Source organism: Streptomyces sp. NPDC088252 (genome assembly GCF_044740965.1).
Classification (GTDB): Bacteria; Actinomycetota; Actinomycetes; order Streptomycetales; family Streptomycetaceae; genus Streptomyces.
This window is the reverse complement of record NZ_JBIURS010000002.1, coordinates 77020-91352: the sequence shown is the minus strand read 5'-3', so window position 1 is coordinate 91352 and position 14333 is coordinate 77020. Positions and strand designations below refer to the sequence as shown.

13 protein-coding genes are annotated in these 14333 nt (G+C 70.8%); 9 read left to right on the top strand and 4 right to left on the bottom strand.

Features of this window, described 5'->3' with window-relative positions; all coding sequences use genetic code 11:
* Positions 1-314: 314 nt before the first annotated feature.
* Together ACIOHC_RS04175 and ACIOHC_RS04170 are read right to left on the bottom strand one after the other, a co-directional pair.
* Positions 315-1520, bottom strand: coding sequence for a cytochrome P450 (locus tag ACIOHC_RS04175; protein ID WP_365691795.1), 1206 nt, complete (start codon positions 1518-1520; stop codon positions 315-317).
* 272 nt (positions 1521-1792) lie between these two features.
* Positions 1793-2794 carry a DUF1259 domain-containing protein gene (locus ACIOHC_RS04170; RefSeq protein WP_401841300.1) on the bottom strand — a complete coding sequence of 334 codons (1002 nt, stop codon included), beginning with the start codon at positions 2792-2794 and terminating at the stop codon, positions 1793-1795.
* 475 nt (positions 2795-3269) lie between these two features.
* Here ACIOHC_RS04170 and ACIOHC_RS04165 point away from each other — a divergent pair, with 475 nt between their 5' ends.
* Both ACIOHC_RS04165 and ACIOHC_RS04160 read left to right on the top strand, forming a co-directional pair.
* The gene (locus tag ACIOHC_RS04165) at positions 3270-4475 is read left to right on the top strand and encodes a DUF2786 domain-containing protein (protein WP_401841298.1); all 1206 of its coding nucleotides are present in this window, start codon (positions 3270-3272) and stop codon (positions 4473-4475) included.
* Between the two features lie 289 nt (positions 4476-4764).
* Positions 4765-6918: an FUSC family protein gene (locus ACIOHC_RS04160; RefSeq protein ID WP_401841295.1), complete on the top strand. Its 2154-nt coding sequence runs from the start codon at positions 4765-4767 to the stop codon at positions 6916-6918.
* 19 nt (positions 6919-6937) lie between these two features.
* Here the strand turns inward: ACIOHC_RS04160 and ACIOHC_RS04155 are convergent, their stop codons facing one another.
* Complete coding sequence (locus ACIOHC_RS04155) at positions 6938-7414, bottom strand: hypothetical protein (RefSeq protein ID WP_401841294.1); 477 nt, start codon at positions 7412-7414, stop codon at positions 6938-6940.
* Positions 7415-7667: 253 nt separating this feature from the next.
* Between ACIOHC_RS04155 and ACIOHC_RS04150 the strand changes: the two genes are divergently transcribed.
* A complete protein-coding gene (locus ACIOHC_RS04150; RefSeq protein WP_351077535.1) occupies positions 7668-7910 on the top strand; it encodes a DUF397 domain-containing protein in 243 nt (80 codons plus the stop codon).
* Between the two features lie 79 nt (positions 7911-7989).
* On the opposite strand, the gene ACIOHC_RS04145 is transcribed toward ACIOHC_RS04150, so the two are convergent.
* Positions 7990-8484 carry an ATP-binding protein gene (locus tag ACIOHC_RS04145; RefSeq protein ID WP_365691790.1) on the bottom strand — a complete coding sequence of 165 codons (495 nt, stop codon included), beginning with the start codon at positions 8482-8484 and terminating at the stop codon, positions 7990-7992.
* A gap of 326 nt (positions 8485-8810) precedes the next feature.
* Between ACIOHC_RS04145 and ACIOHC_RS04140 the strand changes: the two genes are divergently transcribed.
* The 6 genes from ACIOHC_RS04140 (at position 8811) to ACIOHC_RS04115 (ending at position 14322) form a co-directional block, all read left to right on the top strand.
* Positions 8811-9692 carry a helix-turn-helix transcriptional regulator gene (locus ACIOHC_RS04140; RefSeq protein WP_351077568.1) on the top strand — a complete coding sequence of 294 codons (882 nt, stop codon included), beginning with the start codon at positions 8811-8813 and terminating at the stop codon, positions 9690-9692.
* Between the two features lie 54 nt (positions 9693-9746).
* A complete protein-coding gene (locus ACIOHC_RS04135) occupies positions 9747-11204 on the top strand; it encodes an aldehyde dehydrogenase family protein (RefSeq protein WP_401841290.1) in 1458 nt (485 codons plus the stop codon).
* Between the two features lie 99 nt (positions 11205-11303).
* Positions 11304-11855 (top strand): DinB family protein, encoded by a 552-nt coding sequence (locus ACIOHC_RS04130; RefSeq protein WP_351077528.1) that lies wholly within the window; start codon positions 11304-11306, stop codon positions 11853-11855.
* A gap of 18 nt (positions 11856-11873) precedes the next feature.
* On the top strand, positions 11874-12515 hold the full coding sequence (locus tag ACIOHC_RS04125; protein ID WP_351077525.1) for a PadR family transcriptional regulator: 642 nt from the start codon (positions 11874-11876) through the stop codon (positions 12513-12515).
* A gap of 77 nt (positions 12516-12592) precedes the next feature.
* Positions 12593-13540 carry an ATP-binding cassette domain-containing protein gene (locus ACIOHC_RS04120; protein ID WP_351077523.1) on the top strand — a complete coding sequence of 316 codons (948 nt, stop codon included), beginning with the start codon at positions 12593-12595 and terminating at the stop codon, positions 13538-13540.
* On the top strand, positions 13537-14322 hold the full coding sequence (locus ACIOHC_RS04115) for an ABC transporter permease (RefSeq protein ID WP_401841286.1): 786 nt from the start codon (positions 13537-13539) through the stop codon (positions 14320-14322). The genes ACIOHC_RS04120 and ACIOHC_RS04115 overlap by 4 nt, the downstream gene beginning before the upstream one ends.
* Positions 14323-14333 lie beyond the last annotated feature (11 nt).

Below are 14333 nucleotides of genomic sequence, written 5' to 3'. Positions count from 1 at the left end.
GCCGGGTTCGGTACCCCTGGAACGGGCGCGGACGGGCCGACCGTCGAAGACTGAGTTCTAGCCGTTCGTGGACGGACGTTTGATCGGTCATTGATCAGACGTTGATCCGCCACGGCTGGGTGGCCGTCGGAACCACGTTACGGCAGGCCGATCGGGGCCGCATGTCGAGCCGGTGCGGGCGGGGCGCCGAAGCGCGGCAGGGCGCCCGGCGGCCCGGGACCGTACCGGGTTGGCCGGGCGTCCTGCCGCGACGCATCATCGAGGACAGCCGCCGTCCGTGCGCGGAGGTCCGGTGCGCCGCCGGGCCGCCCCCGTCACCAGGTGACGGGCAGTTCGAGGGGATAGCGCCAGATGGAGGTCCTGTTCCAGCGCACCTCCTCGGCCGGCGTCGCCAGCTTCAGAGCGGGGAAGCGCTTCAGCAGGGTTCCGATGGCGGCCTGGAGCTCCGTGGCGGCGAGGGGGGCGCCGAGACAGTGGTGGCCGCCCCAGCCGAACGTCATGTGGGACGGATTCTCGCGCTTCAGATCCAGCTCGTCGGGCCGGTCGAACTTCCGGGGGTCGCGGTTGGCCGTCAGATAGGAGACGTGCACGATGTCCCCCTCCCGGATCAACACCCCGCTCAGCTCCACGTCCTCCAGGGCGACCCGGGGGATGCCGACGCCCTTGCGGAACGGGATGAAGCGCAGCAGCTCCTCCATGGCCTGCGGGAGCATGTCGGGGCGCTCGCGCAGCATGGCGAGCTCGTTCGGCCTGGTGAGCAGCGTGTAGGCGATGTTGCCGATCTCGTACGTGGTGGTGTCCTGGCCGGTGATGAGCAGGACCATGGCCATGACGGTCAGCTCCTGGTCGTTGAGGATCTCGTCCCCGTCGCGCGCCGTGGCCAGCGCGCTGATCAGGTCGTCGCCCGGGTTCGCGCGCCGCTCGGCCGTCAACTTCTGGAAGTAGGCGCGGAGATCGGCCTTGGCGCGTACCGCCGCGTCCTTGTTCTCGACGGTGGTGTCCATCATGGTCCGGGCGTGGGCGCGCAGTTGTGCGCGGTCGCCCTCGGGAATGTCGAGGACCTCGCAGATGGTGGTCAGGGGCAGCGGGGCCGCCAGGTGCTCGAAGAGATCGGCGGGGGAACCGTGCTCCTCCATGCGGTCCAGCAGTTCGTCCACGACATGCTGGGTACGCACCTTCATGCGCTCCATGTGACGGGGCGCGAACCCCTTGGAGATCAGGCTGCGCAGCCGACTGCTGCCCGGCGGGTCCATCACGTTGATGGCCTCGTCCTGGACGATCGGCTCAGGGGTCATGCGCGGAAAGTTCCGGCCGATGATGGCGCTCCGGCTGAAGCGCCGGTCGGTGGTCACCGTGCGCACGTCGTCGTAGCCGGTGACGAGCCACGCCTCGCCGTCACCGTGCGGCAGCCGGATGCGGGAGACGGGTTCTTCGGTCATCAAGTGCCTGAGCACCGGGTCGAATTCGAGGGCCTCGGCGTAGTCGAACGGGCAGTACCGTGCGCCGGCGACTGGTTCCATACGGAGCTCCAGAGGGGGATCTGACGGGTGGTTCGGGAAATGGGCGGGCTGGACGGGACATGGGTGCCCGTTCGTCCGCACGGGCACGCGCCGCTCCGGGCCGATTGGTCCATATGACGAGCGGATTCGGCGGCCGGGGTCGCTGGACCGGCGGAATCGGTCCTCGGCCCCGGCCGGCCGGTGGGGGGGGCAGGGGCCGACGGGCACGGCAGCGGCCGGTGGGGGCCCGTCGGCCGGGGAGGGCCGGCGCGTCCGGCGTGCGGGGGCCGCTCTCAGCCGGACGGTACGACGTCGGTGGCGTCCACCGCGGGGCGCAGCGCCCGTGCCAGCTCGACGCCGTCACCGACGGCCCAGAAGTGGGTGAAGAACAGGCGGGGCTCCTCCGCCAGGTGGTGGTTGTGCAGTTCGACGAGTTCGATCCCGCCGCGTCGCAGGGCCTTCAGTACGTGCGGAACCTCGTCGGCGAGCATGGCGCAGTCGCCGCTGAGCGCGGCACGCCCGCCACCCAGCGGCTGGAAGTTGAACGCGCTGCTCGACCCCAGACCGGGCGGCAGGATCAGATGGCCGTGCGCGATGGTCTCGCGGCGGACGAAGAGGATCTTGTAGAGCCCGTCCTCGACGGACCCCTTGTTGCCGAGCGCCGCCTCCATCCCCGCGACGTCCAGGTCGACCGTGGTCACGGGACCGGGCGGCACGGCGGGCGGGGTGCCGGTGCGGTCGAATCCGGCGCGCAGGCCGCGGGCCAGGGCCACCGCGTCGTGGCCGTGGGCGTGGACATGGGTCCACCAGAGGTCGGGGATCTGGGCGAGCAGGTGCTTGTGGAGCGCGGTCTGCTCGATTCCGTGCGCCTGCCAGGCGTCGGTCACCCGCTGCAGTTCCTTCTCGGTGACCACCACGTCGCCCATCAGTATCGTGGAGCCGTCCGCATAACGGACGAAGGCCACGTGCGTGCCCAGTGCGAGCCCCGGTGTGACGAGGACGCCCTTGGAGACCACGTGGAGGTCCCGCCGGGGGAAGCCCGTGTGGTACGTCGTTCCGCGCAGCATGTTGCCGCTGCGGCCCAGGGCCCGTGCCACGCCCGCCCAGTCCGCCAGGTCGGTGCGCACCGGCTCGACCCGCCCGGTGTGCCGCGTCCCGGACATGTCCGCGGGCAGGGCGCGAGCGGCGGCGGGCCCGGCCGCGGTCAGTACCGGTGCGAGCGCGGCGGCGGCCAGTACGCGCCGCCGCGACGGGATCGCCCGTGCGTGCGTGTCCTGCTGTCGGTCTCCGGTCATCACTTGATCGCCTCCATGGCGAGATGAAAGCATGCGAATTCTGGATAAAAGGATGAAAGCGGATACATCGCCAGCGGGTCGGGCTGGATGGACCAATCGCGCCGCCCGTTCGACCCCGCACGACCGGACGTTGCCTCTCGTCCGGCCCTTCCCCGTACGGCCGGACCGGGCCTCTCGCCCGCCCGGCCCGGTTCGGCCCGGTCCCTCGCCCGTACCTTGATTCCGGCGGCCGGGTTCGCGGGTGCCGAGGGGGGCTCCGCCGGGTCGGCGCCCCACGCGATGGCCGCTCGGAAGTTCGATATCCACAGGGTGTGGACGGACGGGTCCGCGTCCGGCCTCCGCTGTGGACGGCCCGCGCCGCCTCGCCGCGGCCGGGGCCGGCGCCCGACGGGCTCCACGATCACGGCAGCCGACGCCCGCCCACGGGCACGGGGCCAGGGGTACCGCGCCGTACCGCCCTGCCTACCCTGACCTCATGGAACCGGTGATCGACCAGGCATTCGCGGCGGCCCTCTATTCGGACGGCGACGCCGGTCTCGACAGCGGCGCCTCCCTCCTGGCCGCCCACCCCGCGGTCGACGCCGAACTGCACCGGCGCGGTGAGGAGTTCGTCCGCCGGGCCTGGGAGCGCGGCTGGCTCCCCGCCGACGTCGTACGCATCGTCCGCCGCGAACTCGACGAGACCGCCGTCGGACTCGTCGCCGGGCTGATCGGCTCGGAGACCGGACGGTACGAGCGGCTGCCGCCCCGCTGGCGGTCCCAGCTCGACGGGCTGCCCGCCGCGCCGGCCCGTAACCGGCCCGACAGGTTCTCCTACGCCTCCGCCCTTCTCGGCCTCTACCGGCTGCTGCTCCGGCTCCCCGCCATCGAACCGGTCGGTCCGCCGCCCGGTGCCCTTCCGCACGGACTCCGTCTGCCGCCCGCGCACGACGAACCCCGGATGCTGACCCGGATCCGCGCCCTGCTCGCCAAGGCGGAGGCGACCGGTTTCCCCGAGGAGGCGGAGGCCCTCACCACCAAGGCGCAGGAACTGATGGCCCGGCACTCCATCGACGAGGCCCTGCTCGCCGCCCGTACCCACAGCAAGGAGGCGCCCGGGGCGTGCCGGATCGGGGTCGATGCCCCGTACGAGACGGCGAAGGCGATCCTGCTCGACGCGGTCGCCTCCGCGAACCGCTGCCGCGCGGTGTGGAACGGCGATCTCGGTTTCTCCACGGTGGTCGGGTTCGATCCGGATCTGGACGCCGTGGACCTGCTGTACACCTCTCTGCTGGTCCAGGGCACGGTGGCGATGACGAAGGCCGAGGCGGGCCAGCGGGCCGGCGGGCGCAAGCGGACCAAGACGTTTCGGCAGTCCTTCCTGATGGCGTACGCCCAGCGCCTGGGCAGCCGGCTCGCCGCCGACGCCGCCCGTGTCACCGCGGATGCCGAGGCCGAGGAGGCCGGGACCGGGGCCCGATCCGGAGCTGCGGGGTCCGAGACCCCCCACTTGCTCCCGGTCCTCGCCGCCCGTGACATGGCGGTCACGGACACCGCCGAGCGGATGTTCCCCGAGACCACCACCACACGCGTCCGGGGCGCCACGGACCTGGACGGATGGACCCACGGCACGGCCGCCGCGGACCGGGCGAGGACGGGCGGGAACGGGCCGGGGATCGACGGCGGGCGCGGGAGCTGGTAGGCGCCTCGGGCGCCGCCTCCGCTCCGGGGCCGTTCCGGTATTTCCGTCAGCAGGCACTTCAGCGGATTTTCCGGAGATTATGTGGTAATTCAGGCTCATCGGCTGTTCCGGCTGGGTGCAGTGGCCGGAAAGGTTTGCCGGGAGGTTTATGGTGTCCGGTGCGGTGCGTCGCAAGGCGGAGGATCGCCCTCGTGCCGGACGCACTCGGGTGATGCGACAACGCGGCGAGGTGCCGTGCCGGGCGTCGCGAGCCGGTGAACCTTCCCGGTCACAGCACTAGGCTCTGGGCATGAGCTGGGTCCGGGCGCTGAAGGAGACGGCCCGCTCGGGGCTGACGATCGAGCGGCGGCGTCTCGAACCGCTCATCGCGATCCGCGGTGCGGTCGGTCTCGCCCTCGTCATCGGGGTCGGCCTCGCGTTCTTCGGGCCGGTCGTCGCCGCGAGCTCCGCGTTCGGTGCGTTCCAGGCGGCCATCGCCACGTTCCAGCGCAGCTGGCGTCCCCGGCCCGTCCTCGCCCTGGTCTCCGGGGCGAGCCTCGCCGTATCGACGTTCCTCGGCTATCTCACCGGCTCCCACACACCGCTGTTCCTGGCCCTGCTGGTGCTCTGGACGTTCCTGGCGGGCCTGGCCTGGGCGGCGGGGCCGACGGGCGGGATCATCGCGTCGTCGAACGTGGCGATCATGCTGGTGACGGTCACCCTGCCCAGCTCCGTCGCGAACTCGGCGGTGCACGCCGCGATGATCCTGTTCGGCGGTGTGGTGCAGGCAGCGCTGATCGTCCTGTTCCCGGTGCGGAGATGGGGTGCCCAGCGCGACGCCCTGGCCGACGCCCTGGCCGCCGAGGCCGACTACGCGCGGCGGCTGCGCCACGACCCGCTCTCCGCCTTCGATCCGGTACCGCTGATGAAGGCCCGCAGCGCGGCAGCCGTCACGCCCTGGCAGGCCCGCCGCCGACCGCCCGAACTGCGTGGCTCCCGGGGTGTCGCCGAACGGATCAGGCCGGTGCTCGCCTCGCTCGCGGACCCGGCGATGGGTGTGCCGGCCGAGGGGCCGGAGCGGGACCGGGTCCGCGAACTCCTCGCCGCCGCCGGATCCGTGCTCGACTCGGCGGCACGCGCGATCCGCCACGGCGACCCGGTGAAGCTCTCCCCGTCCGCCGTCGCCGTACTGAGGACGCCCGACACCGGCTCCCTCCTCGCCGGCCCACCCCGTCGCGCCGCCGACCGGCTCGGCGCGCTGCTCTCCGACGTCATCGAGACGGCCGAGGGGGCGGGGACGAAGGAGGAGGACGCCGAGGCCGAGGAGGCCGCCGAGGCCATCAAGGCCACCGGGGAGGAGGCGCCCGGCTCCCCGCACCGCCGCCGCCCCACCCTGCTGCGGCTGGTCCCGGTCGTCGTGCGGGCGATGCGGGCCGAACTGCGCCCCGGTTCACCGATCCTGCGGCACGCCGTCCGGGTCGCCGTCGTCGTCGCCGTGGGCTACCTCATCGGCGTCTCGCTGCCGTTCGGCCACGGCTACTGGGCGCCGATGGCGGCCGTCATGGCGATGCGGCCGGAGTTCACCCAGACGTACGGGCGTTCCGTGGCCCGCTTCGGCGGGACGATCGTCGGGGTCACGCTCGCCACCGCGATCGTCCGGACCGCCCACCCCGGTGTGACGCCGTCCGCGGTGTTCGCCGTGCTCTGCGCCCTGCTGATGTATCTGCTGATGCGCACCGGATACGTCGTCGGCCAGGCGTGCGTCTCCGCGTATGTCGTCTTCCTGCTCGGCATGGCGGGCGAGGCCTGGTCGCAGACCGTTCACGAACGGGTCGTCCTCACCCTCGTGGGCGGCCTGCTGGCGATGATCTCGTACGCCGCCTACCCGGCCTGGGAGACCCCGAGGCTCCGGGGCAGGCTCGGCGACTGGCTGAAGGCGGACGGGCGGTACGCCGCCGCGGTCGTCGACCAGTACGCCGAGCCGGCCGAGCGCGGCCACGACGACGTCCGCTCCGCGCTCCTCGACACCCGCGAGGCACGTGTGGCCTGGCAGGAGGCGCTGGCCACCGCCCAGCACGAACCGGTGCGCAACCGCGGCCTGTCCCGTGCCGCCGCCGACGACACCCAGCACGCCCTCGCCCAGCTCGGCCGGGTCGCGATGCTGCTGGAGGCCCACCTCCCGTGCGGCGGCGCCACTCCCGTACCGGCCGCCGGGCGCCTGGCCGAGGCGCTGCGCCGGGCCACCGAACGAGGCGCGAAGGAGGTGCGGGAGCGGCGCGTACCGGACTGGGCGGAGGTGCGCGAGGCGCTGGACGCGTGGGACGCGCGGCAGCGGACGGGCGAAGGCGGGACGGATCCGTTCGTACGGAACGGGGCCGGCCTCCTCCTCGAAGCCCTGGAGGAGTTCTCCCGGGGGCTGGACGGGACGTCGAAGCCGGCCCGGCCCGGGGACCGGGCCGACTGACGGGCGGCGCGGTCGGCCGTCAGAGGGTCGGCAGGCCCGGCAGGCCCGAAGGGATCGCTCCCGGTTCGGTCTTGGCCAGGGTGTCCTCCGTCCCGCCGTCCCAGGACACCTTGATGGTTGTGCCGTCGTTGGACACGACCGATCCCGTGGTGCGGGCGGTGTCGCCGTCGGCGCACTTCAGGGCCAGCGTCACCTTGTCCGCCTCCTTCACGGTGCCCGTGCAGGCCTGCTGCTCGGTGACGAGCACGGCCTTCCCGGACGCGACGGAAAGGATCACCGCCTTGCCGTCGGTCTTTCCGGCCCAACCGCCTTCCAGCGAAGCCGCGTCGGCCCCGGCGTCGGAGCCACCGCCGCCGTCCGGGACCCGGCCGGTCCTCCCTGCGTCGGATCCGCTGCCCGGGTCGCTCTTCCCGTTGCCGCCGCCGCAGCCGGTCAGTGCGACGGCGATGACGATTCCGGCGATGATTGCGCCGCCGGAGCGCATGACGGTGCGCATGTGGAATTCCCCCTCGTCGACGAAAGACCGCGCCAAGCTACCAGCGGGGCTCTCGGGTATGGGGTGATCGGCTCGGGGTAGACGGAGCCGAACAGGCCTCCCGCGCGTCTATGCATATGCCGTAAAGCTGTAATCGCGGGAACACCCCGCGTGCACGTGCATCCGCGCATGCATCTGCTCATGCAGCAATATTTGAACAGAGCTATGATCCGAGACAGTTGACACTTGCACCTTGCAACTCGGGGAGCGTCCTGTGCACGACGTGTACAACGGCATGGCGGCCACAGAGCTTCGCGGAGTCGTCTGGCAGAAGAGCAGACACAGCAACTCCCAGGGATCCTGCGTGGAGTTCGCGAAACTGCCCGGCGGAGATGTGGCGATGCGTAATTCACGCCACCCCGACGGGCCTGCCCTGGTCTATACGCCCGCCGAGATAGAGGCGCTGCTCCTCGGGGTGAAGGACGGGGAGTTCGACCACCTCATAGCGGGCGGCTGAGCGAGTCCCCGGGTCGGTGTCCGGCCCGTACCGGCCCGACGCGATCCGCCGACGGCGGCCACGCGCCGGGCACGCGCCGTCAGTTGTCGGACAGCCGGAACAGCGCCCAGACCACCTTGCCGCGCGGCGCCGCGCTGTTCAGGTTCTCCGCCCCCAGCGCGGGGGAGGGGTGCCAGCCCCAGGAGTCGCTGAAGGACTCCACCAGGAAGAGGCCGCGGCCCGATTCCGCCGAGTCGGCCGCCTCGGAGGCGACGGGGCTCTCCTGGCTGGGGTCGCGCACGGCGCACACCAGGCGTGAGCTCCAACGCATCAAGTGCAGCCGTACGGGCGGTTCCTGGAAGTCCGGTGCGCTGTCCCCGGGCAGGGCGTGCCGCAGGGCGTTGGTGACGAGTTCGGAGACGACCAGTGCGACGTCGTCGAAGCGATCGTCCAGTCCCCAGCTGCTCAGCGTCTTCCTGGTGAACCGCCGTGCCCCGCCCACGGCTTCGTAGCAGGCGGGCAGTGTGCAGGTGGCCGAGCCGGAGACGGCTGAGGGATCGATGGGGGGAAGCCCCTGCCTTAACGGCTCGAGCATCGTCGATCCATTCGTCCCCATGCGAGGCACTCCCGGGATTCGTGGCTGTATCGGTGCTACGGGGTACAGCGGCACAACACGAACGAGCACGCAGGTGCGCGAGAGCCATGGTTCCGAATGCGCAGGGCAGATGCAAGGGCAGATGCACGTGCACGCGCCGGACCTGTCCGAGCCCGTGCCGGTTCTTGGTCATTTCTTCCTGCGTGTATTTTCGTAGCTTTGCGGCGGCCTTGCCATTTCCGTAATCGAATGAGTACGGGCTGAAGCGTTTTGGTGGCAGAATCCGGCACTTGGGGTTCAGGGGGAGCCCCGGTGTCCAGGAAGCGATGGGGAGGATCGGGCCAGTGGCGGCAGGCGAGTCGAGTGGATCTGTGGTGCGGCGCATCCTGCTGGGCTCACAGCTCAGGCGGCTGCGCGACTCCCGGGGGATCACCCGGGAGGCGGCCGGCTACTCCATCCGGGCTTCCGAATCGAAGATCAGCCGCATGGAGTTGGGACGGGTGAGCTTCAAGGCCAGGGATGTCGAGGACCTGCTCACGCTCTACGGCGTCACGGACGATGCGGAGCGCGACGCCCTGCTCGGCCTGGCCCGTGAGGCCAACATGGCGGGTTGGTGGCACAGTTACGGGGACGTGCTGCCCGGGTGGTTCCAGACGTACGTCGGTCTGGAGGGGGCGGCATCGCTCATCCGGGTGTACGAAGTCCAGTTCGTCCACGGTCTGTTGCAGACCGAGTCCTACGCCCACGCGGTCGTCGCGCGGGGCATGGGTGACGCCCCCGCCGTCGAGATCGACCGTCGTGTCGCGTTGCGGCTGGAGCGCCAGAAGGCCCTCGTCTCCGAACGTGCACCCCGCTTCCACGCCGTACTGGACGAGGCGGCGTTGCGCCGGCCGTACGGCGACCGTGAAGTCATGCGCGGACAATTGCGGCATCTGATCGAAATGTCGGAGCAGCCCAACATCACTCTTCAAGTGATGCCCTTCAGTTTTGGCGGGCATGCCGGGGAGAGCGGTTCTTTTACGATGCTCCGATTCCCCGAATCCGATCTGTCGGACATTGTCTACTTGGAGCAGCTGACAAGTGCGCTCTATCTGGACAAGGCCGAAGAAGTCGCTCAGTACGAAAAGGCCATGGCGCGGCTGCACGAGGACAGTCCCGGCCCCGAGGAGAGCCGCGATCTGCTCCGTGGTCTACTCCAACTCACTTGATTCATCAGTACGATGGCGGTTCGACGGGAGTCTGCACCTGAGTTAAGGGATCGCATGTCCTTCTTCTACGAGCTGGCCGACCAGTACATCGACGGTGAGTGGCGGACCGGAACCGGCTCGTGGGACATCATCGATTTCAATCCCTACAACGGGGAGAAACTCGCCGCGATCACCATCGCGACCGCGCACGAGGTCGACCTCGCCTATCGGGCCGCCGAGCGCGCCCAGCGCTCCTGGGCCACCACCGGCCCGTACGAGCGCCGCAGGGTTCTGGAGCGAGCCCTGGACGTCATCGGGAAAATGCGCGACGAAATCGTCGAGGCGATCGTCGACGAACTGGGCGGAACCCGTCTCAAGGCGGAGTACGAGGTCCGGGTCGCCGAGGAATTCCTGCGCGACGCGATCCATCGGATACTGCGCCCCTGGGCCCGCATCCTGCCCTCCCCGGCCGATGGCAAGGAGAACCGTCTCTACTGCGAACCGGTCGGCGTCATAGGGGTCATCAGCCCCTTCAACTTCCCCTTCCTGGTGACGATGAAATCCGTCGCGCCGGCCCTCGCGCTCGGCAACGCGGTCGTCATCAAGCCCAATCAGAACGCCCCGGTCGTCGGCGGCGGACTGATCGCCAGGATCTTCGAGGACGCGGGCCTGCCCGCCGGACTGCTCAACGTCCTGATCACCGATGTCGCCGAAATAGGGAACGCGTTCATCGAGCACCCCGTGCCCAAGGTGATCTCCTTCGCGGGCACGGACCGCGTCGGCCGCCAGATCGGCGCGATCGCGGCCGGGCACTTCAAGCGGACGATCCTCGAACTCAGCGGCAACAGCGCCCTGGTGGTGCTGGACGACGCGGACGTCGACTACGCGGTCGACGCGGCCGTCTTCAGCCGCTTCGTGTACCAGGGGCAGGTCTGCATGGCCGCCAACCGCATCCTGGTGGACCGAAGTGTCGAGCGGGAGTTCACCGAGAAGTTCACCGCCAGGGTGGCCGCGCTGAGGACCGGTGATCCGCGTGATCCGGAGACCCACATGGGTCCGGTCATCAACACCTTCCAGGCGGACGCGCTGACCGCCCTGGTCGACCAGGCGCTCGCCGAGGGGGCCACCGCGCTCGTGCGGGGCGGGACCCGCGGCAACCTCGTCGAGCCGACCGTGCTCACCGGGCTCCCCGAGGGCTCCCCGCTGCTGTCCCAGGAGATATTCGGCCCGGTGGCGCTGCTGGTGCCGTTCGACGGCGAGGACGACGCCGTACGGATCGCCAACGACACCCCATACGGGCTGAGCGGCGCCGTGCACACCCGCAGCACCGAACGCGGAGTGCGGTTCGCGCAGCGGGTCGTCAGCGGCATGTTCCACGTCAACGACTCCACCGTCCAGGACGATCCGCTGGTCGCCTTCGGCGGTGAGAAGGCCTCCGGGATCGGCAGGCTGAACGGCGAGGCGACCGTCCGTGCCTTCACGACCGAGACATGGATGTCCATCCAGCACGGCCGGAGCGCGTTCCCCTTCTGACGCGCCGTTCCGCCGCATCGAGGACAGAAGCCGACCGCAAGGGTCCGTAGCTTGGTCGGTGTCAGGAAGAAACCGGCACGGCTCACCAAGGCGGTCATCATGGTCACTCACGTTCCCGCGGAGACCTCTGGCGACGAGCGCGGCGCGCTCCTCTCCTTCGTCGAGGCGCAGCGCGGCGCGATCCGGCGCTCCCTCATCGGTCTGACCGAGGAGCGGGCGGCGAGCCGGCCCAGCGCGAGCGAGCTCTCCCTGTCCGGGCTGCTCAAGCACGTCGCCGAGGGGGAGCTCAACTGGCTCCGGATGGCGCAGCAGCGGCCGAGCGAGACCTCCCGGACCGAGGAGACCTGGGCGGACAGCTTCCGTCTCGTCGGCGACGAGACGGTGGAGGGGATGCTGGGGTTCTGGGACGGAGTCGCGGCCGAGGTCGAGACGTTCATCCGCTCGGTGCCCAGCATGGACGACACCTTCCCGCTGCCGGAGGCACCCTGGTTCCCGAAGGAGGGGCGGGTCTCGATGCGGTGGCTGCTGCTCCATCTCGTCGAGGAGCACGCCCGGCACGCCGGGCACGCCGACATCATCCGCGAGTCCCTGGACGGCCGTACCGCGTTCGAGTTGGTGGCCGAGGCGGGCGGTTACGCTGATCAAAGTTGAATAGAAGGGGTGCGTGACATGTCCGCGATCCGGCTGCTGGTCCTCTGCGCCGTGCGTCAGCACGGCCGGGCGCACGGCTATCAGGTCCGCAACGACCTGGAGTACTGGGGTGCGCACGAGTGGTCCAACGCCAAGCCCGGGTCGGTCTACCACGCGCTGAAGCAGATGGCGAAGCAGGGGCTGCTGATCGCCCATGAGACCGCTCCGAGCACGGCGGGCGGTCCACCCCGTACCGAGTACGAGATCACCGAGCGGGGCAACGAGGAGTACCTCGCGCTGCTGCGTGCGGCGCTGACCTCGTACGACCAGAAGCTGGACGTGCTGTCGGCGGGCCTCGGCGGCATCGTCGACCTGGAGCGGGCCGAGGCGGTCGCGCTGCTCAAGGAGCGGGTGGCCGGCCTCGCGGCCTGGCGGGCCTCGGTCACCGAGTACTACACGCCGGAGGCCGGACCGGGGTCGCTCGGCCACATCGGCGAGATCATGAACATGTGGGTCCACTCGGCGGACGCCGGTGCGGAGTGGACGCGCGGGCTGATCGCCCGCATCGAGGGCGGCGCGTACACCTTCGCGGGGGAGGGTGACCCCTTCATCGGTGTGCTCGCCGAGGGGCAGGAGAACCCGTACGCGACGGGTGTCCCGGATCCCGGCGACGACGAGTAATCAAGTTTGACGAATGGGGTCGGCGGCGTTACCTTCGACCAGCTAGTCAAGTTTGACTACGGGAAGGTGTGGGGACTTTGACCGACGCGATCGTTGTCGAAGGTGTGCACAAGCGATACGGGGAGAAACGCGTCCTGGACGGCCTGGACCTGACGGTCCGCCGCTCCACCGTCCACGCCGTGCTCGGCCCCAACGGCGCGGGCAAGACCACGGCCGTACGCATCCTGTCCACGCTGCTGCGGCACGACGAGGGCCGGGTCGAGGTGGCGGGGCTCGACGTACGGGACCGGGCCGGCGAGGTCCGGCGCCGCATCGGGCTGCTCGGGCAGTACGCGGCGGTCGACGAGGAACTCGGCGGTCGGCAGAACCTGGAGATGTTCGGCCGGCTGTACCACCTGGGCGCCCGTCGGGCGGGCGCGCGGGCGGACGAGCTGCTGGCCCGCTTCGGTCTCGCGGACACCGGACGGCGGCCGGTGAAGCAGTACAGCGGCGGCATGCGGCGACGGCTCGATCTGGCCGCCTCGCTGATCACCGACCCGGAGGTGCTCTTCCTGGACGAGCCGACCACCGGACTCGACCCGCGCGGCAGGGCCGAGGTGTGGTCGGCGGTGCGCTCCCTGGTGGGCGGCGGCACGACCGTACTGCTGACCACGCAGTACCTGGAGGAGGCCGATCAGCTCGCGGACCGGATCTCGGTCATCGACGCCGGACGGGTGGCCGCCGAGGGGACGTCCGACGAGCTGAAGGCGATGGTGGCCGGGGACCGCATCGATGTCGTCGTCCGGGACGGGTCCCGACTGGCCGCCGCGGCACGACTGCTGGGTGACGGCGCGGTCGTCGACGCGGACCGGCGGCTGATCGGGGCACCGGCGCCGGACCGGATGGCGGCCCTGACCCGGACCGTACGGGCCCTGGAGGAGGCGGGCATCGAGGCGGAGGACATCGCGGTGCGGCGCCCGACGCTCGACGAGGTCTTCCTCTCGCTGACCGAGCGGAAGCCGGAACACGCGGAGGTGGCGGCATGAGCGCGATGAGCTGGGCGGTGTCCGACTCCTGGACGATGACCCGGCGCGAACTGGCGCACTGGGGGCGGCAGCCGGTGCGGATCGTCGTCGGACTGGTCTTCCCCGTGATGCTGCTGCTGATGTTCAACTACCTGGTGGGCGGCGGACAGGGCGTCGACGGCGACAACACCGAGTTCCTGGTGCCCGGCATGCTCGCGCTCACCATGGCCTTCGGCCTGGAGTCGACCATGATCGCGGTCACCCAGGACCTCGACAAGGGCGTCATCGACCGTTTCCGCGCCATGCCGATGGTCTCCGGTTCGGTGCTGGTCGGCCGGAGCGTCGCGGACATGCTCCAGTCGGTGGCCGCGCTCGTCGTGATGATCGGCGTCGGCTACGCGGTCGGCTGGCGCTGGCACCACGGGCCGGCCGCGGCGCTGGGGGCGGTGGGGCTGCTCCTGCTGCTGCGGTTCGCGATGCTGTGGACCGGCATCCAGCTGGCCCTGGTGGCCGGGAAGCCGGAGCTGGTGCAGGCGGTGCAGATCCTGGTCTGGCCGGTCGGCTTCCTCTCCAATGTCTTCGCCACCCCCGATTCGATGCCGGGGTGGCTGGGCGCGGCCGTCGAATGGAACCCGATGTCGGCCACGGCCACGGCGGTACGCGGCCTGTTCGGCAATCCGGGCGGGGCGGGCGGCACCTGGGCGTCCGACCATGCCGAACTGCTCGCGGTGGTCTGGCCGCTGGCGCTGCTCGCGGTGTTCTTCCCGCTGGCCGTACGGAGGTTCGCCCGGATCGGCCGCTGAACGGGGCGCCC

Excerpts from the sequence above, each read along its gene's own strand:
- ACIOHC_RS04160 (WP_401841295.1), top strand. The coding sequence starts at position 4,765 with ATGAGCTGGGTCCGGGCGCTGAAGGAGACGGCCCGCTCGGGGCTGACG.
- ACIOHC_RS04130 (WP_351077528.1), top strand. The coding sequence starts at position 11,304 with ATGGTCACTCACGTTCCCGCGGAGACCTCTGGCGACGAGCGCGGCGCG.
- ACIOHC_RS04155 (WP_401841294.1), bottom strand. The coding sequence starts at position 7,414 with ATGCGCACCGTCATGCGCTCCGGCGGCGCAATCATCGCCGGAATCGTC.
- ACIOHC_RS04145 (WP_365691790.1), bottom strand. The coding sequence starts at position 8,484 with ATGCTCGAGCCGTTAAGGCAGGGGCTTCCCCCCATCGATCCCTCAGCC.
- ACIOHC_RS04125 (WP_351077525.1), top strand. The coding sequence starts at position 11,874 with ATGTCCGCGATCCGGCTGCTGGTCCTCTGCGCCGTGCGTCAGCACGGC.
- ACIOHC_RS04135 (WP_401841290.1), top strand. The coding sequence starts at position 9,747 with ATGTCCTTCTTCTACGAGCTGGCCGACCAGTACATCGACGGTGAGTGG.
- ACIOHC_RS04165 (WP_401841298.1), top strand. The coding sequence starts at position 3,270 with ATGGAACCGGTGATCGACCAGGCATTCGCGGCGGCCCTCTATTCGGAC.
- ACIOHC_RS04140 (WP_351077568.1), top strand. The coding sequence starts at position 8,811 with ATGGGGAGGATCGGGCCAGTGGCGGCAGGCGAGTCGAGTGGATCTGTG.
- ACIOHC_RS04115 (WP_401841286.1), top strand. The coding sequence starts at position 13,537 with ATGAGCGCGATGAGCTGGGCGGTGTCCGACTCCTGGACGATGACCCGG.
- ACIOHC_RS04175 (WP_365691795.1), bottom strand. The coding sequence starts at position 1,520 with ATGGAACCAGTCGCCGGCGCACGGTACTGCCCGTTCGACTACGCCGAG.
- ACIOHC_RS04170 (WP_401841300.1), bottom strand. The coding sequence starts at position 2,794 with ATGACCGGAGACCGACAGCAGGACACGCACGCACGGGCGATCCCGTCG.